Below are 18,293 nucleotides of genomic sequence, written 5' to 3'. Positions count from 1 at the left end.
CAGGTGTTCTTCTCAGGCGTGCGGGGTATCGGGGGTGCTTTCAACCCCACAGGCCAACCGGGAGTTGAAAGCTACCAACTGGGGTAGGTTTCCACGGAGCTTTCTCCAAGATGCAAAGCATCGGATTATGCAGCGTTGCGCTGCAGCATGCGGGCCGGCCGCGCTATTCGGAAGCGGCTCCAGGGGGCATCTGGCGGCCTGTCACAAAAGCCTGGGCATGGCACAGGTCGGCCCAGGCGCCGGCCTTGGCCTGGGGGGCGCGCAGCAGGTAGTTGGGGTCGTAGCTGACCACGGCCGGCACACCGGCGATGCGGTGCGGCTCGGCGCGCAGGCGGCCCAGGGCCTCCTGGCGCCCCAGCACGGCGCGCGCCGTGGCCAGGCCCAGCACCAGCACGCAGGCCGGGCGCAGATCGCGCAGCAGTGCCTCCAGCGACGGTTGCAGGGCCGGGACCTCGGGCGCCTCCTGGCCTTCGGCCGGAGGCTGCACGCGGTGCAGGGCGGCGCTGTACAGGCGCGGATGGTCCTGCAGGTTCAGCGCGCGCAGCATGTTGTCCAGCAGCCGGGCCGCGTCGCCTTCCAGCGCGGTGCGCGCGCAGTCGGGGCCGGGGCGCCGGGCGGGCGGCAGCGGCAGGGAGTTGGCCGGCGGCTCCAGCAGGATCAGCCAGCCTCCTTCGCCGCCATCACCGGCCGGCGGCGTTGCCGCATACACGGGACGCACGGGGCCCAGCCGCCAGCCCAGGCCCGGTGCGCCGGCCACGGGCTGCTGCACGTAGCGGCGCGGCGGGCGTTCGCGCTCGGGGGTGACGGGTGCGGGAGAGGCGTGCACGGGTGCGGGAGGCGGTGGCGCCTGGACCGGCGCCTGAACAGGCACCTGGACGCGTGCGGGCGTTGGCGCGGCGACAGGCGACGATGCATCAGGCGCCGGTGCAGCAGACGCCGGGGAGGGCGCCTCCTGCACGGGCGGCGGAACGGGGCGGGCCACCAGCGGATCCGCCAGGTGCGCCGCTGCAGGCGCATCGGCGGGCGCAGCCAGGGCCTCGGACAGCACGGCGGGCGCGGTCTCGGGTTCGGGCAGCCAGACAGTGATGCCCATGGCATGCAGCATGGCCCGCTGGCGGGTGTCTAGATTCAGGGCCATAGCTTGAGGCTCATGAGCACGGCATGCTCGCGCGGGCCGTCGTGCATGGGGTAGTAGTTCTTGCGCAGGCCCACCTCCTGGTAGCCATGCGCGGCGTAGATGCTGCGTGCGCGGACATTGCTCTCGCGCACTTCCAGCCAGATCCATTGGGCCTGGCGCTGGCGCGACCACAGGGCCAGGGCGTCCAGCAGGATGCGGGCCCAGCCCTGGCGCTGGCGCGCCGGGGCCACGGTGATGTTGAGCAGGTGCACCTCGTCGAGCACGATCATGGCGACGAAGTAGCCGACCAGCCCGCCCTGGGCATCCACCAGCAGCTGGGTTTCATAGCCGGCCGCCATGGCGTCGATGAAGTTGCCGCGCGTCCAGGGATGGGAATAGGCCTGCTGCTCCACGGGCAGCAGCGTGTCCAGCCACAGCACGTTCAGCGGCTCGAAGCGCACGCTGTCCCGCTCCGACGCCAAGGCGTCGGTCAGGGGCGGCAGCGGCCGCGAGGGCTGTGGCGTGTGCGTGCTCATGCCTGGGCAGGAGGGGTCTCTGTGGTCTGCACGGGTGAAGCAAGCGCGGCTGCCGCCTTGGCAGCCTCGCGCTCGGCCGTGGTCTGCGCGACTTTATCGCGGATGTAGCGCGGCAGGGCCTGGTCGGCCGGCAGGGCGCGGTCGGCCGCCAGCATCGCAGGGGCCAGGCGCAGCATGGCGGCGGCCGTGGGCAGCGCAGCCACATGGCTGGCCTGGGGCGCCAGGCGCTCGCCATAGGCGGCCAGGGCGTTGCCGGCCACCACGGTGCCGGGCGGCAGCTGCAGGGCCTCGGGCGCGCACAGGCCGAAGTCGCCGCTTTGCTCGCCGATGTCGTTCCAGCGGCCATCGGCCCAGTGGTAGGCGGCGTGGTAGACCTCGTTCATGCGCGCATCGATCACGGCGATGAGGTCGGTGCAGCCGTATTGCATGCGCGCCTGCTCGGCCACGGCCAGCAGGCTGTCCATGGGCAGCACGGGCACGCGGGCGGCAAAGGCCAGGCCCTGGGCCACGGAGCACGCCGTGCGCAGGCCCGTGAACGAGCCCGGACCCCTGCCGAAGACGATGGCCCGCAGCTCGGCGAACTCCAGTCCGGCCTGGGCCATGAGGGCCAGGATGGCGGGGATCAGCTCGGTCGAGGTCTGCGGGCCGCCGGGGCCGCTGTGTTCCCAGACGGCATCGCCGCGCTGCACGGCGATGGAGAGGGTGTCGGTACTGGTGTCTAGGGCAAGAAGATTCATGGCGTGGGGCAGGCGGCGGTGCCGCAGCAAGCCCTGGATTATCGGTGCCCCGCCCGGCCCGCGCGCGGCATGGCCGCAATGACCGGCGTAGACTTGCCGGCCATGTTGCATCTTTCGCTGTCTTCTTTCCTTATTTCCTCGATTTCCTCCGCCTTCTCACTCGGAACGCCGCGTTCACACCGGGGCCTGGCAGCCGCGCTGCTGGCGGCGGCTGCCCTGCCCGGCATGGCCATTGCCCAGGCCGATGCGCCCACGTCACCGGCGGCCCTTTCCACCAAGACTGCGCGCGAAAGCCGGCTGCCGCCTCCCGTGGAAGCCGCCCTGGCGCGCGCCAAGCTGCCGCGCGAGGCGGTCTCCGCCCTGGTGGTGGAGGTCGATGGCCGGGCCGCTCCGCGCCTGGACTGGCAAAGCCATGTGGCCATGAACCCGGCCTCGGTGATGAAGCTGGTCACCACCTATGCGGCGCTGGACCAGCTGGGTCCTGCCCATGTCTGGCGCACGCCCGTCTTCCTGGGCGGGCCGGTGCAGGACGGCGTGCTGCGCGGGCCGCTTTACATCCAGGGCCAGGGCGATCCCAAGCTCGTGATGGAGCGGCTGTGGCTGATGCTGCGCCGCCTGCAGGGCATGGGCATCAAGGTCATCGTGGGCGACATCGTGCTGGACCGCAGCGCGTTCTCCGTCCCCGCCCACGATCCCTCCACCTTCGACAACGAGCCCTGGCGCCCCTACAACGTCGCGCCCGACGCCCTGCTGGTCAACTACAAGGCCGTGACGGTCGGCTTTGTGCCCGACGCCGCGGCGGGCGTGGCGCGGCTGCAATACGATCCGCCGCTGGCCGGAATCCAGCAACAGGAAACCGTGCCCCTGGCGCCGGCAGGCAGCGAGTGCGGCGACTGGCGCGCCCGGCTGCAGCTGGACATGGCCGACCCGTTGCGCATCGCCTTTGCCGGCACGTTCCCGGCCAGCTGCGGCGACAAGAGCTGGTCGCTGGCGCCGGCCCAGCCCGAGGCCTTCGCGGCGCGCGCCATCGAGGGCATGTGGCGCGAGCTGGGCGGCAAGCTCACGGGCACCGTGCGCGACGGCCGCGTGCCGGCCGGCCTGCAGCCGGCCTTCCAGAGCGAATCGCCCTCGCTGGCCGAGGTGGTGCGGGACATCAACAAATACAGCAACAACGTCATGGCCCAGCAGGTGTTCCTGACCATGGGCATGCAGCGCACCGGCGTGGCCAGCTTCGAGGCCTCGCGCCAGGCGCTGGGCCAGTGGTGGCAGGCGCGCTGGGGTGCGGCCGAGCAGCCCGTGGCCGACAACGGCGCGGGCCTGAGCCGCGAGGCGCGCATCACGGCCTCCGGCCTGGGCCGCATGCTGCAGCAGGCCTGGGCCTCGCCCGTGATGCCGGAGTTCGTGGCCTCCATGCCCATCGTCGGCGTCGATGGCACGCTGCGCCGCAGCCTCAGCCGCGTCCAGGGCATGGCGCACCTGAAGACCGGCACGCTGCGCGATGCCTCGGCCCTGGCCGGCTATGTGGATGGCGCCAGCGGCCGCCGATACGTGCTGGTGGCCATGGCCAACCACGCCAATGCGGCCGCCGCGCGCGCGGCCTGGGATGCGCTGGTGGACTGGACGGCGCACGACCGCTGATACGCCGCCTGCGCTCCTGTTCCAGGGCCTGCTTTTGCAGGCCCTTTCCGTTGTGTTTCCGCCTCCTGCCCGGCAAGGGCCTTGTCCTGCCTGCGGGCGCCAGACCGGTATTTATCGTCTATTCGCCCGCGTGCGAAATGCCCGGTCGGCCCGCGATTCCTATCGGTACTTGCCCGGTGTCGCCAAGGTGCGACTGTCGCTACGATGGCAATCACCAAAAAAAGCACGGTCGTGCTATTCACAACACTTCACGGAGATCACACCTTGGCAAATCGTTATCGAATCCTCGCGGCCTCCCTGGCCACGGCCGGCCTGCTGGCCGCTTGCGGTGGCGGCAGCGGCGCCGACACCACCCCCCGTGCCAAGATCACCTCCGTCAAGGTGATGGGCGACAGCCTCTCCGACAGCGGCACCTTCGGCTACAAGTTCACCGTGCAGAACGCCACGCTGACAGGCGCCGGCTCCAACCAGGTCTGGGCCGAGCGCGTGGCGGGCCTGTACAACATCTCCCTGTGCCCGCGCTTCAACGGCACGGCCTTCACGCCCAACACCTCGTGCAACAACTACGCCGTGGGCGGCGGCCGCATCAACTACACCAGCGCGCCCACGGCGCCCATCTCCATCACGCAGCAGATCCTGCTGGCCGGCGCGGCTGGCTTCACGGCCGATGACCTGGCCGTGATCGACGGCGGCGCCAATGACGCGGCCGACGTGATCGGCGCCTTCCTGGCCGCTTCCAGGGACCAGGGCGCCAACTTCAAGGCACTGCTGTCCACCAAGATCGACGCGGCCACGCTGGGTGCGCTGCTGCAGCAGGGCCAGGCCGGCATGGCCCAGGCCGGCGGCCTGTACATGCAGAACCTGGCCAAGGGCTATGTGTCCACCATCCAGGCGAATGTGCTGGGCAAGGGCGCCACGCGCGTGGCCATCCTCAACGTGCCGGCCATCACGCTGACGCCGCGCTTCCAGCTGGTACTGCAGTCGGTGGCCCAGCAGCAGGGCTCGGCCGCCGCCGCCCAGCTGGAGACCGTGTTCGACGGCTGGGTCAAGGCCTTCAACCAGCAGGTTGCCACCGGCTTCGCGGGCGAGAGCCGCGTGGCCATCATCGATTTCTACAGCGAGTTCCGCCAGCAGATGGCCGACCCCGCCCAGTACGCCTACACCAACGTGAAAAAGGCGGCCTGCCCTGCCACCGGCGTGGGCGCCGACGGCCTGCCCACCTACAGCTTCCCGACCTGCACCGAGGCCGCGCTGTCCGCCTCCATTCCCGTGGGCGAGACCAGCGCCAACTGGTGGAAGAGCTATGCTTTTGCCGACAGCTTCCACCCCACGCCCTATGGCCATCAGCAGATGAGCCAGCTGGCCTCCCGCACCCTGGCCCGTGCCGGCTGGCTGTGATCGCAGTCATGCAGCACGAGGAGACACATCCATGAAGACATTCCTGCGCATCACCGCCGCCGTGGCCATGGCCACGGCCTGCATGGCCGCCACCGCCCAGTCCGCCGGCACCTGGAGCGTGCGCCTGGGCGCCACGCGCATCGATCCCCAGACCAGCAGCGGCTGGCTGAGCACACCCAGCTTCCCCGACACCCGCGTGGACGTGAAGGCCAACAGCCAGCTCACGGGCGGCGTGACCTACATGGTCACCAACAACTGGGCCATCGACGTGCCCATGGGCCTGCCGTTCAAGCATGACTTCGTGGGCAATGGCGCCATCTCCGGCACGGGCAAGCTCGGCCGCACCAAGGTGCTGCCCGCCACCGTGTTCGCGCAGTACCGCTTCGGCGAGGCCAACTCCGCCTTCCGCCCCTACCTGGGCCTGGGCGTGACCTATGCCAAGTTCTTCGGCGAGCGCACCACGGCCTCCCTCAACGGCCTGACCGGCGGCACGCTGGCCAACCCGACCACGGCCTCGGTGGACAGCAAATGGGGCCTGACGCCCCAGATCGGCTTCGTCTACAACTTCAACGAGCGCTGGTTCCTGGACGTGGCCTACTACAAGAGCTTCCTGAAGACCACGGCGCACCTGTCCTCGGGCCAGAGCGTGTCGCTCAAGCTCAATCCGAACGTCTACGCCATCGGCATCGGATACCGCTTCTGACAGGTCGCAGTCCCCAAAGAAAAACCAGCCCGCGGGCTGGTTTTTTCATGGAGGGGGACTGCGCCTACTTGGCCGTGGGCATCACGAATTCCGCGCCCTTGGGCGTGCTCTCGGGCCAGCGCTGCATGATGCTCTTTTGGCGGGTATAGAAGCGCACGCCTTCCTCGCCATAGGCGTGCATGTCGCCGAACAGGCTGCGCTTCCAGCCGCCGAAGCCGTGCCAGGCCATGGGAACGGGAATCGGCACGTTGATGCCGACCATGCCGACCTCGATGCGGCGGCCGAACTCGCGCGCCACATTGCCGTCGCGCGTGAAGCAGGCCACGCCGTTGCCGAACTCATGGTCGTTGACCAGCTGCACGGCCTCGGCGAAGTCCTTGGCGCGCACCACGGCCAGCACGGGGCCGAAGATCTCTTCCTTGTAGATGCGCATGTCGGGCGTGACATGGTCGAACAGCGTGCCGCCCAGCCAGAAGCCGCCCGAGGTGTCCGTGCCTGTGGAGGCGCCGGCCGCCTTGCCGTCGAAGCCCCGGCCATCGACCAGCAACTGCGCGCCTTCCTTGACGCCCAGGTCGATGTAGCCGCTGATGCGCTCGTGTGCGGCGCGGGTCACGATGGGGCCCATTTCCGCGGCCAGGTCCTCGCCGTCCAGCACCTTCAGCGCCTTGGTGCGCTCGATCAGGCGCGGCAGCAGCTGGTCGGCCACGTCGCCCACGAGCACGGCCACGCTGATGGCCATGCAGCGCTCGCCGGCCGAGCCGTAGCCGGCGCCGATCAGCGCGTCCACGGCCTGCTCGATATCGGCATCGGGCATGACCACCATGTGGTTCTTGGCGCCGCCCAGGGCCTGCACGCGCTTGCCGTGGCGCGCGCCCGTCTCGTAGATGTAGTTGGCAATGGGCGTGGAGCCCACGAAGCTCACGGCCTTCACGTCGGGATGCTCGATCAGCGCGTCCACCGCCTCCTTGTCGCCCTGCACCACGTTGAACACGCCGTCAGGCAAGCCCGCCTGCTTGAGCAGGTCGGCGATCAGCAGCGACGGCGTGGGATCGATGGGGCTGGGCTTGAGCACGAAGGTATTTCCCGCCGCAATGGCCACCGGGAACATCCACATCGGCACCATCACCGGGAAATTGAAGGGCGTGATGCCCGTGACCACGCCCAGGGGCTGGCGCAGCGTCCAGTTGTCGATGCCGGTGGAGACCTGGTCGGTGAAATCGCCCTTGAGCAGCTGCGGAATGCCGCAGGCGAATTCCACGATGTCGATGCCGCGGCTGACTTCGCCCTGCGCATCGGTGAAGACCTTGCCGTGCTCGGCCGTGATCGCATGGGCCAGCTCGTCCTTGTGCTGGTTGAGCAACTCCAGGAAGCGCAGCAGCACGCGTGCACGGCGGATGGGCGGCGTATCGGCCCACTTCGGGAAGGCCGCCTTGGCCGCCGCCACGGCGGCATCGACATCGGCGCGCGAGGCCAGGGCCACGCGGCCCGTGACCTGGCCGGTGGCCGGGTTGGTCACGTCCTGCCCGCGGTCGCTGGCACCTGCCGTGCGCTGGCCGTTGACGTAGTGGACGATGGAAGCGAAGGAGGTGTTTGCGGTGTTCATGCCAGGCAGTCTAGAAGTGCGCTTTCTGCCTGCCTAGGCGCTGCGCTTGAATTGATTGTTCAATTTGCTGAACAATCCATGCATGGCAAATGAAAAACCCGATGCCAAGGCCGAGGCCTTGTGGAGCCACCTGCACTGGCTGGTCGTGCTGGAGCAGCAGGGCAGCTTCACCTCGGCCGCCGCGCGCCTGGGCGTGAGCAAGGCGGCCATGAGCCAGCGCGTGGCAGAGCTGGAGCGCGCGGCCGGCATCGCCCTGGTCACCCGCACCACGCGCAGCGTGCGCCTGACCGAAGCGGGCCAGCGCCTGGTGGACGACACGCGCGGTGCCTTCGAGCACATTGCCCACAGCTTCTCCGGCGTGCGCGACCTGGCTGCCGCACCGCGCGGCCTGCTGCGCGTGACGGCGCCGCTGGCCTTTTCGCGCCAGCAACTCATGCCGCGCCTGCCGGCCTTCCTGCGCGCACATCCGCAGATCCGGCTGGAGCTGGACCTGTCGGACCAGATACGCTCGCTGGCGCTGGAAGGGTTTGATCTGGCCATACGCCACGTCACGGCGCCGCCCGAAACCCATGTGGCCTGGGCGCTGGCGCCCACGCGCTCGCTGCTCGTGGCCAGCGCGGACTACCTGGCCGCGCACGGCACCCCGTCCACGCCGCAGGACCTGGCCGCGCACCACTGCCTGCACTATCCGCGCACCCAGGGTGCCCCGGCCTGGAGCTTCGTTCCCCGCGACGCCAGCGTGGACGGCGTGCGCGTCGTCGTTCCCGTGACCGGCGGCTTTGCCGCCAACAACAGCGAAATCCTGCGCGACGCGGCACTGGCCGGCCTGGGCATCGCCCTGGTTCCGGACTTCAGCGCGCAATCGGGCCTGGCCTCCGGCCACCTGAGCGAAGTCCTGCCCGGCTGGCGGCCCGTCGACGCCTTCGGCGAACAGCTGTTCGCCATCCGCCCCTACGCCAGCCATGTCCCGCGCGCGGTGGCGGTGTTCGTGGACTTTCTGCGGGAGTCGTTTGCGGCAGGGTTCATCCGCTGAGGGCGAGCCCTCAGGCCTTGATCCCCAGCTTGTCCACCAATTGCTTGAACACCGCGTTGTCGCGGTCGATCACGGCCTTGAATTCGGGCTGGTCCAGGTAGCCCTCGCCCATGTTCTGCTTGGCCATTGTTTCGCGCAGGACGGGGTCCTTGAGGGTCTGGGCCATGGCCTTGCGCAGGGTCTGGACCACGGCGTCGGGCGTATTGCGGGGCACGGCCAGGCCGCGCCAGCCGCCGATGAGCAGGTCGATGCCGCGCTCCTTGAGCGTGGGCACGGCTTCCCAGCCGGCCTGTATGCGCTGCTCGGCCATGATGGCCAGCGGGCGGATCTTGCCGGCCGCCACATAGGTGGCCACCTCCACGGGCGTGACGGCCACGGCCTCGATGTGGCCGCCCAGCAGGTCGAGCACGGCGGGGTTGGCGCCGCGGTAGGGCGCGTGGTTGAACTTCACGCCCGCCTTGTCCTGCAGCGCGGCGGCGGCCAGGTGGCCCAGCGAGCCCGGGCCGGCATTGCCGATGCGCACCGCTGCCTCGTCCTTGCGCGCGGCGGCGATCAGTTCCTCGATGCTGCGATAGGGCGAGTCGGCACGCACGGCGATGGTGGCGGGGTCGGCGTTCAGGCGGGCCACGGGCAGCAGGGCGTCGGAGCTGATCTTGGTCAGCCCCATGTGCGGGATCATGGTCAGCTCGACGGTGATGATGCCGATCTTGTAGCCGTCCGGCCGGGCATTGGCCAGTTCGGTCCAGCCCACGGCGCCGCTGGCGCCTGCGCGGTTGAGCACGATCAGGTCCTGCGGCAGGTGCTTGCGCGCCACCTCGGCCAGCGCGCGTGCCAGCACGTCGGTGCCGCCGCCTGCAGCGAAGGGCACGATGAGTTCGATGGGGCGCTGGGGCCAGGCGCCGGCAGGCGCTTGTGCCACGGCGGGCAGGACGGGCGCTGCGGCCAGGGCGCCGAGTGAGCGGATGAAATAGCGGCGGGATGCGGTGGTCATGTTGTCTCCGGAATCTGTTCTAAGTGTCTTTTGTCGCTGCTGCGCTTCAATCCATTTTGATTTGGGCCGCCTTGATCACGCCGCTCCACAGCGCCTGTTCCGAGCGCACGAAGCCTGCGAACTGCTGCGGCGTCATCTCCATGGGCTGTATGCCGATCTCTTCGAGCTTTGCACGCGTCTCGGGGTGGCGCAGGGCGGTGGCCAGGCTCTTGTTCAGGCGCTCGGTGAGCGCAGGGCTCAGGTGGGCGGGGCCGACAAAGCCCTGCCAGGCATAGGCTTCGAAGCCGGGCACGCCGGCCTCGGCCATGGTGGGTATGTCGGGCAGGATGGGCAGGCGCTGGGGCGTGGCCACGGCCAGCACGCGCAGCTTGCCCGCGCGGATGGCCGAGATGCTGGGCGGCAGGTCCACGAACATGGACTGGATCTGGCCGGCCATGAGGTCCTGCAGCGCCGGGGCCGAGCCCTTGTAGGCCACGTGCAGGATCTGGGTGCCCGTGCGCTGCTTGAACAGCTCCAGCGCCACGTGCAGCGGCGAGCCCGGCCCCGACGAGGCCGAGGAGATGCCGCCCGGCTCCTTGCGCGCCATGGCCAGGAATTCCTGCACGTTCTTCGCGGGGAAGGACGGATGCACGGCCAGCACCAGCGGCATGCGGCCCAGGCCGCCGATGTAGCTGAAATCCTTGCCCGCGTCATAGCTCAGGCGCGCATACATGGCGGGGTTGAAGGCCAGCGTGCCCGAGTCGGCCGTGCCCAGCGTGTAGCCATCGGCCGGGGCGCGTGCGATCAGCGTGGCGCCGATGATGCTGGCCGCGCCGGGACGGTTGTCCACGACCACGGGCTGGCCCAGGTCCTTGCCCATCTGCACGGCCAGCTGGCGCGCGATCACGTCTGTGGTGCCGCCCGGTGCGTAGGGCACCACCCATTTGACGGGCTGGGTGGGCCAGGCTGGCGCACCCTGGGAGGACGGGGCTGGGGTGGATTGCGCCTGGGCGGTGCCCATGCCCAGCGTCAGCAGGGCGCAGGAAAGCCAGGCCTGGCGGTGCAGGGCCATTGGGTTGAACAGCATTTTTTGTCTCCGGTGGTTTTTATGGGTGTCTGTTGCGCCGTGCGTCAGCGCGGCCGCAGCATCCATTCATGCGCGGGGTCGTTGCGAAAGGCCCAGCGCCGCTCGGGCCCGGCCATGGTGTTGAGGTAGTAGAGGTCGTAGCCGTGCGGGGCCACGCAGGGGTGGTAGCCGCGCGGCACCATCACGGTGTCGCGATGCTCCACCGCCATGGCCTGGTCGATGCTGCGGTCATCGGTGTAGACGCGCTGGAAGGCAAAGCCCTGGCTGGGGTTGAGCAGGTGGAAGTAGGTTTCCTCCAGCACGGTCTCGGCGTCCGGCGCGGCGGGGTCGGCGCTGTCGTGCTTGTGCGGCGGGTAGCTGGACGAGTTGCCCGCCGGCGTGATGACCTCGACCACCAGCAGGGACTCGGCCGCCTCGGTCTCGGGCAGGATGTCGCAGACATGGCGCGTGTTGCTGCCCTGGCCGCGCACGCTGCGGCGCATGCTTTCGGGCGCGATCACGCGCGTGGCATGGCGGCCCGTGGCGGGTGCGGCGCTCAAGGCAACGTCGGCTGGGCTGCGCGCCGTGATGCGCAGGCTTTGGCCGGGCGGCACGTACACGGCCGTGGGCGCACTCTCCTCGAACACGCTGGCGCGGCTGCCCAGGGCGCTGAACGCCTGGCTGCCGACCTGCACATCCACCTGGCCGGTGAGCACGGTGATGCAGTATTCAAGCGGTCCCGTGGAAAACTCCTCCTGCTCGCCTGCCTGCAGCCTCAGGGCCTTGAAGTGGATGTGCTTCCAGCCCGCACTGGCCGGCGTGATGTCGGTGACGATGCGGCCGGGCGCGGCCTTGACGAGCAGGCTCATGCTGCAGCTCCTTCGGTGATGTCCTGGGAGGTTTCCACGCGGCTGGCATCCCAGCCGGCGATCAGCGCACGGAAGTTGGCGGCGACGGCATCGCGCAGGCCGGCATCGTCCAGCTCGTTGCGCAGCCACTGCAGCGCGGGTCCAGCCCAGACGCTGCGGCCGATCATGAAACCCTTGACCACGGGCGCCTGCGCCTGGGCAAAGCCCTGCACCAGTTGCTCCACGGGCTGGGACAGGCCCAGGATCACGGCGCCCCGGCACCAGGGGTCGCGTTCGTTCACCAGGGCGTCCAGCGCCTCCCAGTTTTCGCGCGCCATGGTGCCGACCTTCCACCATTCGGGCCTGAGGCCGAGGTCGTAGAAGTGGCGTATGGCACGCAGCACGGCCTCGCCCCGGTCGTCGGGCGCCAGCGTGTCCTTTGGCGGGATCACTTCCAGCAGCAGCTCATGGCCGCTGGCGCGCGTGGCGGTCCAGACCTGCTGCAGCCAGGCATCCTGCTCGGCGCGCAGTGCGGGCGTGTCGTCGGGGTGGTAGAAAACCAGGCATTTGACGGTATGGCTTTGCGGCCAGTGCAGCAGTTCGGAGGCCAGCGAGTCCGTGCCGTCGAAGCGCAGCGGGCGCGAGCCCGGCAGCTCGATGGGCCGGCCTATCCACCAGCCGCGTCCCGTGGCGTCGTGCAGCGCGGCCTCGCCCAGGTCGTGCCGGCCGTCGATCAGCACGCCCATGCGGCCCGCGTTGCCCGGATCGCGCTCGACCTGGGCCACCACCTCGTTGATCAGCCGCTTGAGCGGGCGCAGCCGCGCGGGCGCTGCGCCGGCCTCGCGCGCCAGATCGTCGAACTGGCTGCGGTGGTCATAGGCCAGCACGCACAGCGCGGGCCACTGCGGCCGCGCGCGGCTGACGCGGTGCAGGTGGGACAGCTCGGGGTCCTGGTCGGGACGCGGATGGCGGTGGCCCGAGAACCAGTGCGCCAGCTCGGCCTGCGTGGGCATGGCCGGCGCGCAGCCATGGCGCGAGACCACGATGGCGCCGCAGGCGTTGGCAATCGCCGCAGATTCGGCCAGGCTCTTGCCGCGCAGCAGCCCCGAAAGAAGGCCGGAGGCAAAGGCATCGCCCGCGCCCAGCACATTGAGCACTTCCACGCGTTCGCCCGGCACCGTGGGCGCCTGGTCGATGGCATCGGGCACCGCGCCTTCGATCAGCGAGCAGCCCAGCGGCCCGCGCTTGACCACGAAGACGGCGCGGCTGCATTCGCGCACGCGGCGCAGGCTGGCGATCAGGTCACCCTCCACGCCGCCGGCGATCAGCCATTCCTCTTCGGTGCCGATGATGAGTTCGAACGGGCCCAGCTCGGCCTGCAGCCTGCGGCTGACCTCGGCGCTGGCGACATAGCGTGTCTCGCCGTCGCCCCGTCCGGTCAGGCCCCACAGCACGGGCCGGTAGTCGATGTCCAGCACGCGCACCAGTCCGTGGCGGCCCGCGATCTCCAGCGCCCTGCGGCTGGCGGCCAGCACGCCGGGCGCGCTCAGGTGGGTGCCCGTGATGGCCAGGCAGCGGCAGCGGGCCAGGAATTCCTCGCTGATGGCTGCGGCGTCCAGCGCCATGTCGGCGCAGTCCTCGCGGGCGAACAGCAGGGGGAAGGTCTCCTGGTCCTTGATGCCCAGCAGCACCATGCCGGTCAGGCGCCGGGCATCGACCTGCACCTGGCTGGTGTCGCAGCCCTCGCGCTGCAGCGTCTCGACCAGGAAGCGGCCGTTGTGCTCATTGCCCACGCGCGAAATCATGGCCGAGCGCAGCCCCAGGCGCGCCGTGCCGAAGGCCATGTTGCCGGAGGAGCCGCCCAGGTACTTGGCAAAGCTGCCGGCCTCCTCCAGGCTGCAGCCTATCTGCTGCGCGTAAAGGTCCACGGCCAGACGGCCCAGGCAGGCCACGTCCAGCGGACGGTCGGAGGGAAAGTTCAGCATGCTCATGGTCATAGGCCCGTGCGTTGCGAGGGGCCCGGGGCGTGCGGGCCTCCCCATAATCGTTGCGTTCGTGAGATCATAGATCGAAATAGAAAATATTTTCCACAAATATGAAAAATAGAAAAACACTGGCCGATGCGGGCGCCACTGCGGCCTGCGGCCCTTACGCCGACCGCGCTGCCTTCCTGGACGTGCTGCGCCAGGGCTTCGAGGCGCTGAGCCGCCAGCTCAAGGCCATAGGCCGGCATGTGGAGATGCAGGGCGACCGCCTGGCCTTCGACGGCATCCAGGCCACGGCCGAACAGTGCGGTGTGCAGCCTTCTGCCGTGGTGCGCTTTGCCAAGCATTTCGGGTTCTCGGGGTACTCGGAACTGCAGGCGCTGTTCCGCGCCGATGCGGCGCGCCAGCTCTCGGCCCAGCATGACTACCAGGACCGCATCCGGGGCCTGATCGCCTCGGGCAACGAGCCACGCAGCAGCGCGCGCCTGGCGCACGAGGTCATCGAAGGCAGCATCGAAAGCCTGCAGGCCCTGCAGCGTGGCCTGCCGCCCGAGCAGTTCGAGGCGGCGGTGGACCTCATGCTGGATGCCCCCTCGCTGTGGCTGGCCGCCTCGCGCCGGGCCTTCCCCGTGGGCGCCTACCTGGCCTATGCGCTGCAGCACACCGAAAAGCCCGTGCACTGGCTGCACGGCCTGGGCGCCATGCAAAAGGGCGAGCTGCGCGCGCTGTCGCCCGGCGACGTGATGCTGGCCGTCTCCTTCGAGCCCTATGCGCCCGAAACGCTGGAGGTGGTGGACGCGGCCCTGGCACGCGGCGCGCGCCTGCTGGCGCTGACCGACAGCCAGCTCAGCCCCCTGGCATCCCGCGCCACCGTCACCCTGCTGGCCCAGGACGCAGCCACCTTCGGCTTTCGCTCCCTGACCAGCACGCTGACCCTGGCGCAGTCGCTGTTCCTGGCGCTGGCCTACCGGATGGAGCTGGCGTACGAGCCGTCGGTAAAGAGGTCTTAGGCGGCAGCGTTCCGCCCAGGGCCGCTTTGTGGGGGTTCACCAATGCGCAGGCTTGCCGGCTGGTTTTTTCCGCGTCTGCACGTTCAGCGGCAACTGCGATTGCGCCAGCTCGTCGTCCCTGATGTGATGGCGAACCCAGTGCGCCAACGCCGTCAAGCGCTTGTTGGGCACTTTGCCGTCTGCTGCGGTCCTGTCGCGCAATGGCATGACCAGCCCCAGCCTGGCGGCGGGCACGTCCTCGCGCAGCATGCGCAGTGCGGGTTCCACGTCACTGTCGTTGGAGCAGATCACCAACTGGTCGCATTCGCCACGTACTGCATCACGGTAGGCGTGCAGCGCAAGGTTCACGTCGGTCTGCTTTTCTTCGATCATCCAGACGCGCGACACGTTGTTCTTGCTCGGGTTGGCGCCCGCTTGGTAGCTCGGCAGGGATGTGGGTTCGAAGACGTGGAAGCCGTTGACGATCTGGATCAGGCCAGGGTCTCGTGCCCGCAGGGCGCGAAGGTACTGGGTCTGTGCCTGGACCGATGCCTCGCCATGCCGGGCGTACGAGGCTTTGACGGGGGCCGTGAAGTACTTGATGGCGACAACCTCTGCGCCAGGGTCTTGCGGCAGCAGGATGCGATCACGAAACAGCGCAGCAATGTCCAGCCACTTGTACGGCGTGCCCTTGAGCCGCGAGTAGTAGAGGTTGTAGCCGTCGATGTAGATGGTTGTTCTGGTCAATGTCCAAGCCACCAATGAAAAGACCACCTTGCGGTGGCCTTTTCGCCCTAAGCCTGAGCCAACTGAATGACACCGCGAAGGGATTGTGTAGCGCGATTCTAGCAACTCCTGCCATTCAAAGGCCTGGAACTGCGCCTGTTCCTGCGCCGCACGCCGTTGGACAGGCGCGCGGGTTGATGCCCGATGCGGCACTGCAGTCCCGGGGGGACCTCTTCTACCCCGCAGCCGCCGCGCGCAGCAGCCGGTCGCGCACGCCTTCCCAGTCCGGCGTGTCGGGCGGGGTCTCGATCCAGATCAGCTGGGCGCCGACTTCATCGAAGTCGCGCAGGGCGCCGAACAGCTCGCGCGCGGTGGCGGCGGCGTCGGCGGGCATGGCGCGCAGCGTGACGGCGCGCGAGGCGGTGCGCAGCGGTGTGCGGTGGTAGACGGCCAGGTTCCGGGCGTCGGCGCCCAGCACGTCCAGCCCGGCCTGCAGCTGCCTTGCATCCATGAGCCGGACCTTGGCGTTGGGCGCGTAGTGGGCCAGCAGCGTGCCGGAGGCGCGTGGCGTGTTCTCCAGCAGCTCGTCCTTGGACAGGGGACGCTGGCCGCAGGCGCGCTCGATGTCGTCGCGCGTGATGGCGCCGGGGCGCAGCAGCACGGGCACGCCGCGCGTGCAGTCCACGATGGTCGATTCAATCCCCACTTCGCAGGCGCCGCCGTCCAGCACCAGCAGCGCGTCACCAAACTCGTCGGCCACATGGGCCGCCGTGGTGGGGCTGACGCGGCCGAACTTGTTGGCGCTGGGCGCCGACACGCCCCAGACGGGCGGCTGCAACTGCTGGCAGGCGGCCAGCACGGCATGGGCGACGGGGTGGGAGGGGCAGCGCAGGCCCACGCTGTCCTGGCCGCCGGTCGAGGCCCGGGCGGCCTGGGGCAGGCGCGGCAGGATGAGGGTCAGCGGGCCGGGCCAGAAGGCGTCGATCAGCTGCTGCGCGAACAGCGGCACTTCACGTGCGTAGCGCGTGATGGCGCCGCTGTCGGCCACATGCACGATGAGCGGATGGTTGGGCGGCCGGCCCTTGGCAGTGAAGATCTGCGCGACGGCCGCGTCGTTGTCGGCATCGGCCGCCAGGCCGTAGACGGTTTCCGTGGGCAGGCCCAGCAGTTCGCCGCGCTGCAGCGCCTGTGCGGCGGCCTGGACAGAGGCCGCCAGCGTTCCATCAAGAATCATCGCGCGGGCCTTCAGAACGGCTCTATACCCAGGATGGCAGCGGCCTGCAGGGCGGTGGAGCGCACGGCCTCGGGCGTGGGGCCGGTGACGTTCAGGTGGCCCATCTTGCGGCCGCGCTTGGCGTCGTGCTTGCCGTACAGGTGCAGGTGGCAGCCGGGCAGGGCCAGGACCTGGTCCCAGGCCGGCGCCTGGGCCTGTTCGCCGTCCTTGAACCACAGGTCGCCCAGCAGGTTCAGCATGATGGATGGGCTGTGCTGGCGCGGCTGTGTCAGCGGCAGGCCGGTCATGCAGCGCACCTGCAGCTCGAACTGCGAGACATCGCAGGCGTTCTGGCTGTAGTGGCCGCTGTTGTGCGGGCGCGGCGCGATCTCGTTGACCACGAGCATGCCGTCCTGCAGCACGAAGAATTCGACGCAGAGCACGCCCACGTAGTCCAGGCCGTCGGCCACGGAACGTGCGGCGGCCAGCGCCTGCTCGACCTGTGCCTGGGGCAGGTTGCCTTCGTAGACCTCGGTGACGGAGAGGATACCCTCGCGGTGCAGGTTGCGCTGCACGGGCAGGTTGACCATGGAGCCGTCACGGCCGCGCGCCACGATGACCGAGCATTCATGGGCCAGCGGCAGCATTTTTTCCAGCACGCAGGCCACGCGGCCCAGTTGCTCCCAGGCGGTGGCCAGCTCGGCGGCGTTCTTCACGCGCACCTGGCCCTTGCCGTCGTAGCCCATGCGCGCGGTCTTGAGGATGCCGGGCAGCAGGCTGGCGTGCACGGCGGCCAGCTGGGCCGGCGTCTCGATCACCGCGTAGGGCGCGCAGGGCACGCCGCAGCGCACGAAGTGGGCCTTCTCCTGGGCGCGGTCCTGGGCAATGGCCACGGACGAGCCGGCCGGCGAGACCGGCCGCTGGGCGGCCAGCAGGTTCAGCGCCGCAGCGGGCACGTTCTCGAATTCGGTGGTGACGGCGGCCGACAGGCGCGCCAGCTCGGCCAGACCCTGCGGGTCCTCGTAGGCGGTGCGTATGTGGTGGTGGCTTACCAGGCCCGCGGGGCTGGTCGGGTCGGCGTCGAGCACGGCCGTGAAATAGCCCATGGCCTGGGCCGACTGCACGAACATGCGGCCGAGCTGGCCGCCGCCCAGAACGCCCAGGGTGGCGCCGGGCAGGATCACTTCAGCGGCGCTCATGCGGCCACCGAGGGAAGCGTCATGGCACGCGCGGCGGCGGTCTGCTCGGCGCGGAAGGCTTCGAGCTTCGCCCGCAGGGCCGGGTCCTCATTGGCCAGCAGGGCCACGGCGAACAGGGCCGCATTGGCCGCGCCGGCCGCGCCGATGGCAAAGGTGGCCACGGGCACGCCCTTGGGCATCTGCACGATGGAGTGCAGCGAGTCCACGCCCTGCAGGTGGCGGCTGGCCACCGGCACGCCGAGCACGGGCACCACGGTCTTGGCGGCGATCATGCCGGGCAGGTGGGCGGCGCCGCCGGCGCCCGCGATGATGGCCTTCAGGCCCCGGCCTGCGGCGGCCTCGGCATAGGCGAACATGTCGTCGGGCATGCGGTGGGCCGAGACGACCTGGGCTTCATGGGCGATGCCAAATTGCTGAAGAATGGCAACTGCGTGCTGCATGGTCTCCCAGTCGCTGCTGGAGCCCATGACCACACCGATCTGGATGGAGTTCATGTCGTGAGGGCGCCTGCGGCCCGGCCTAGTGGAACCCG

General features: G+C 69.6%; 17 protein-coding genes. 5 read left to right on the top strand and 12 right to left on the bottom strand.

The features are described from left to right. Positions 1–163: 163 nt before the first annotated feature. From HFGMBDPB_RS07860 to tsaB, 3 genes are read right to left on the bottom strand one after another with little or no spacing between them, the layout of a single operon-like run. Complete coding sequence (locus HFGMBDPB_RS07860; RefSeq protein ID WP_212645169.1) at positions 164–1,138, bottom strand: uracil-DNA glycosylase family protein; 975 nt, start codon at positions 1,136–1,138, stop codon at positions 164–166. Then, the gene (gene rimI / locus HFGMBDPB_RS07855) at positions 1,129–1,653 is read right to left on the bottom strand and encodes a ribosomal protein S18-alanine N-acetyltransferase (RefSeq protein ID WP_016449114.1); all 525 of its coding nucleotides are present in this window, start codon (positions 1,651–1,653) and stop codon (positions 1,129–1,131) included. Before rimI ends, HFGMBDPB_RS07860 begins: the two co-directional genes overlap by 10 nt. After that, positions 1,650–2,390: a tRNA (adenosine(37)-N6)-threonylcarbamoyltransferase complex dimerization subunit type 1 TsaB gene (gene tsaB / locus HFGMBDPB_RS07850; RefSeq protein ID WP_016449115.1), complete on the bottom strand. Its 741-nt coding sequence runs from the start codon at positions 2,388–2,390 to the stop codon at positions 1,650–1,652. The genes rimI and tsaB overlap by 4 nt, the downstream gene beginning before the upstream one ends. A 69-nt stretch (positions 2,391–2,459) precedes the next feature. Between tsaB and dacB the strand changes: the two genes are divergently transcribed. The 3 genes from dacB (at position 2,460) to HFGMBDPB_RS07835 (ending at position 6,129) form a co-directional block, all read left to right on the top strand. Then, complete coding sequence (gene dacB, locus HFGMBDPB_RS07845) at positions 2,460–4,028, top strand: D-alanyl-D-alanine carboxypeptidase/D-alanyl-D-alanine endopeptidase (RefSeq protein WP_034363446.1); 1,569 nt, start codon at positions 2,460–2,462, stop codon at positions 4,026–4,028. A gap of 264 nt (positions 4,029–4,292) precedes the next feature. Then, positions 4,293–5,426, top strand: a complete 1,134-nt coding sequence (locus HFGMBDPB_RS07840) for an SGNH/GDSL hydrolase family protein (protein ID WP_047217891.1) — start codon at positions 4,293–4,295, stop codon at positions 5,424–5,426. 31 nt (positions 5,427–5,457) lie between these two features. After that, on the top strand, positions 5,458–6,129 hold the full coding sequence (locus HFGMBDPB_RS07835; protein WP_016449118.1) for an OmpW/AlkL family protein: 672 nt from the start codon (positions 5,458–5,460) through the stop codon (positions 6,127–6,129). Between the two features lie 64 nt (positions 6,130–6,193). Here HFGMBDPB_RS07835 and HFGMBDPB_RS07830 read toward each other — a convergent pair whose 3' ends face one another. Further along, complete coding sequence (locus tag HFGMBDPB_RS07830; RefSeq protein WP_133073068.1) at positions 6,194–7,732, bottom strand: CoA-acylating methylmalonate-semialdehyde dehydrogenase; 1,539 nt, start codon at positions 7,730–7,732, stop codon at positions 6,194–6,196. A gap of 82 nt (positions 7,733–7,814) precedes the next feature. Here HFGMBDPB_RS07830 and HFGMBDPB_RS07825 point away from each other — a divergent pair, with 82 nt between their 5' ends. Then, the gene (locus tag HFGMBDPB_RS07825) at positions 7,815–8,765 is read left to right on the top strand and encodes a LysR family transcriptional regulator (RefSeq protein WP_047217893.1); all 951 of its coding nucleotides are present in this window, start codon (positions 7,815–7,817) and stop codon (positions 8,763–8,765) included. A gap of 10 nt (positions 8,766–8,775) precedes the next feature. Here HFGMBDPB_RS07825 and HFGMBDPB_RS07820 read toward each other — a convergent pair whose 3' ends face one another. The 4 genes from HFGMBDPB_RS07820 to HFGMBDPB_RS07805 are packed head-to-tail and all read right to left on the bottom strand — an operon-like array spanning position 8,776 to position 13,640. Then, a complete protein-coding gene (locus tag HFGMBDPB_RS07820; protein ID WP_212645168.1) occupies positions 8,776–9,756 on the bottom strand; it encodes a tripartite tricarboxylate transporter substrate binding protein in 981 nt (326 codons plus the stop codon). A 46-nt stretch (positions 9,757–9,802) separates the two neighbouring features. Further along, positions 9,803–10,822, bottom strand: coding sequence for a Bug family tripartite tricarboxylate transporter substrate binding protein (locus tag HFGMBDPB_RS07815; protein WP_212645167.1), 1,020 nt, complete (start codon positions 10,820–10,822; stop codon positions 9,803–9,805). Between the two features lie 44 nt (positions 10,823–10,866). Next, the gene (iolB, locus tag HFGMBDPB_RS07810; protein ID WP_061287269.1) at positions 10,867–11,670 is read right to left on the bottom strand and encodes a 5-deoxy-glucuronate isomerase; all 804 of its coding nucleotides are present in this window, start codon (positions 11,668–11,670) and stop codon (positions 10,867–10,869) included. Beyond that, a complete protein-coding gene (locus tag HFGMBDPB_RS07805; RefSeq protein WP_212645166.1) occupies positions 11,667–13,640 on the bottom strand; it encodes a bifunctional 5-dehydro-2-deoxygluconokinase/5-dehydro-2-deoxyphosphogluconate aldolase in 1,974 nt (657 codons plus the stop codon). The genes iolB and HFGMBDPB_RS07805 overlap by 4 nt, the downstream gene beginning before the upstream one ends. A gap of 104 nt (positions 13,641–13,744) precedes the next feature. Here HFGMBDPB_RS07805 and HFGMBDPB_RS07800 point away from each other — a divergent pair, with 104 nt between their 5' ends. Continuing rightward, positions 13,745–14,644 carry a MurR/RpiR family transcriptional regulator gene (locus HFGMBDPB_RS07800; RefSeq protein ID WP_212645165.1) on the top strand — a complete coding sequence of 300 codons (900 nt, stop codon included), beginning with the start codon at positions 13,745–13,747 and terminating at the stop codon, positions 14,642–14,644. A 36-nt stretch (positions 14,645–14,680) separates the two neighbouring features. Here the strand turns inward: HFGMBDPB_RS07800 and HFGMBDPB_RS07795 are convergent, their stop codons facing one another. From HFGMBDPB_RS07795 to purE, 4 genes are all read right to left on the bottom strand, one after another. Continuing rightward, the gene (locus tag HFGMBDPB_RS07795) at positions 14,681–15,370 is read right to left on the bottom strand and encodes an NYN domain-containing protein (protein ID WP_227468504.1); all 690 of its coding nucleotides are present in this window, start codon (positions 15,368–15,370) and stop codon (positions 14,681–14,683) included. A gap of 214 nt (positions 15,371–15,584) precedes the next feature. Then, positions 15,585–16,583: an L-threonylcarbamoyladenylate synthase gene (locus tag HFGMBDPB_RS07790; RefSeq protein WP_070080716.1), complete on the bottom strand. Its 999-nt coding sequence runs from the start codon at positions 16,581–16,583 to the stop codon at positions 15,585–15,587. 11 nt (positions 16,584–16,594) lie between these two features. Then, positions 16,595–17,761, bottom strand: a complete 1,167-nt coding sequence (locus HFGMBDPB_RS07785) for a 5-(carboxyamino)imidazole ribonucleotide synthase (RefSeq protein WP_212645164.1) — start codon at positions 17,759–17,761, stop codon at positions 16,595–16,597. After that, positions 17,758–18,255, bottom strand: a complete 498-nt coding sequence (purE, locus tag HFGMBDPB_RS07780; RefSeq protein ID WP_016449129.1) for a 5-(carboxyamino)imidazole ribonucleotide mutase — start codon at positions 18,253–18,255, stop codon at positions 17,758–17,760. The genes HFGMBDPB_RS07785 and purE overlap by 4 nt, the downstream gene beginning before the upstream one ends. Between the last annotated feature and the right edge of the window lie 38 nt (positions 18,256–18,293).

This window comes from Delftia sp. PE138 (assembly GCF_018320755.1).
GTDB classification, from domain to species: Bacteria; Pseudomonadota; Gammaproteobacteria; order Burkholderiales; family Burkholderiaceae_C; genus Comamonas; species Comamonas tsuruhatensis.
This window is presented reverse-complemented; position numbering and strand designations above follow the sequence as displayed.

What these genes read in the sequence shown, in the direction of transcription:
- HFGMBDPB_RS07830 (WP_133073068.1), bottom strand. Translation starts at nt 7,732, where the DNA reads ATGAACACCGCAAACACCTCCTTCGCTTCCATCGTCCACTACGTCAAC.
- HFGMBDPB_RS07790 (WP_070080716.1), bottom strand. Translation starts at nt 16,583, where the DNA reads ATGATTCTTGATGGAACGCTGGCGGCCTCTGTCCAGGCCGCCGCACAG.
- purE (WP_016449129.1), bottom strand. Translation starts at nt 18,255, where the DNA reads ATGAACTCCATCCAGATCGGTGTGGTCATGGGCTCCAGCAGCGACTGG.
- HFGMBDPB_RS07860 (WP_212645169.1), bottom strand. Translation starts at nt 1,138, where the DNA reads ATGGCCCTGAATCTAGACACCCGCCAGCGGGCCATGCTGCATGCCATG.
- HFGMBDPB_RS07815 (WP_212645167.1), bottom strand. Translation starts at nt 10,822, where the DNA reads ATGCTGTTCAACCCAATGGCCCTGCACCGCCAGGCCTGGCTTTCCTGC.
- HFGMBDPB_RS07835 (WP_016449118.1), top strand. Translation starts at nt 5,458, where the DNA reads ATGAAGACATTCCTGCGCATCACCGCCGCCGTGGCCATGGCCACGGCC.
- HFGMBDPB_RS07800 (WP_212645165.1), top strand. Translation starts at nt 13,745, where the DNA reads ATGAAAAATAGAAAAACACTGGCCGATGCGGGCGCCACTGCGGCCTGC.
- rimI (WP_016449114.1), bottom strand. Translation starts at nt 1,653, where the DNA reads ATGAGCACGCACACGCCACAGCCCTCGCGGCCGCTGCCGCCCCTGACC.
- HFGMBDPB_RS07825 (WP_047217893.1), top strand. Translation starts at nt 7,815, where the DNA reads ATGGCAAATGAAAAACCCGATGCCAAGGCCGAGGCCTTGTGGAGCCAC.
- HFGMBDPB_RS07785 (WP_212645164.1), bottom strand. Translation starts at nt 17,761, where the DNA reads ATGAGCGCCGCTGAAGTGATCCTGCCCGGCGCCACCCTGGGCGTTCTG.
- iolB (WP_061287269.1), bottom strand. Translation starts at nt 11,670, where the DNA reads ATGAGCCTGCTCGTCAAGGCCGCGCCCGGCCGCATCGTCACCGACATC.
- dacB (WP_034363446.1), top strand. Translation starts at nt 2,460, where the DNA reads ATGGCCGCAATGACCGGCGTAGACTTGCCGGCCATGTTGCATCTTTCG.
- HFGMBDPB_RS07805 (WP_212645166.1), bottom strand. Translation starts at nt 13,640, where the DNA reads ATGAGCATGCTGAACTTTCCCTCCGACCGTCCGCTGGACGTGGCCTGC.
- HFGMBDPB_RS07820 (WP_212645168.1), bottom strand. Translation starts at nt 9,756, where the DNA reads ATGACCACCGCATCCCGCCGCTATTTCATCCGCTCACTCGGCGCCCTG.
- tsaB (WP_016449115.1), bottom strand. Translation starts at nt 2,390, where the DNA reads ATGAATCTTCTTGCCCTAGACACCAGTACCGACACCCTCTCCATCGCC.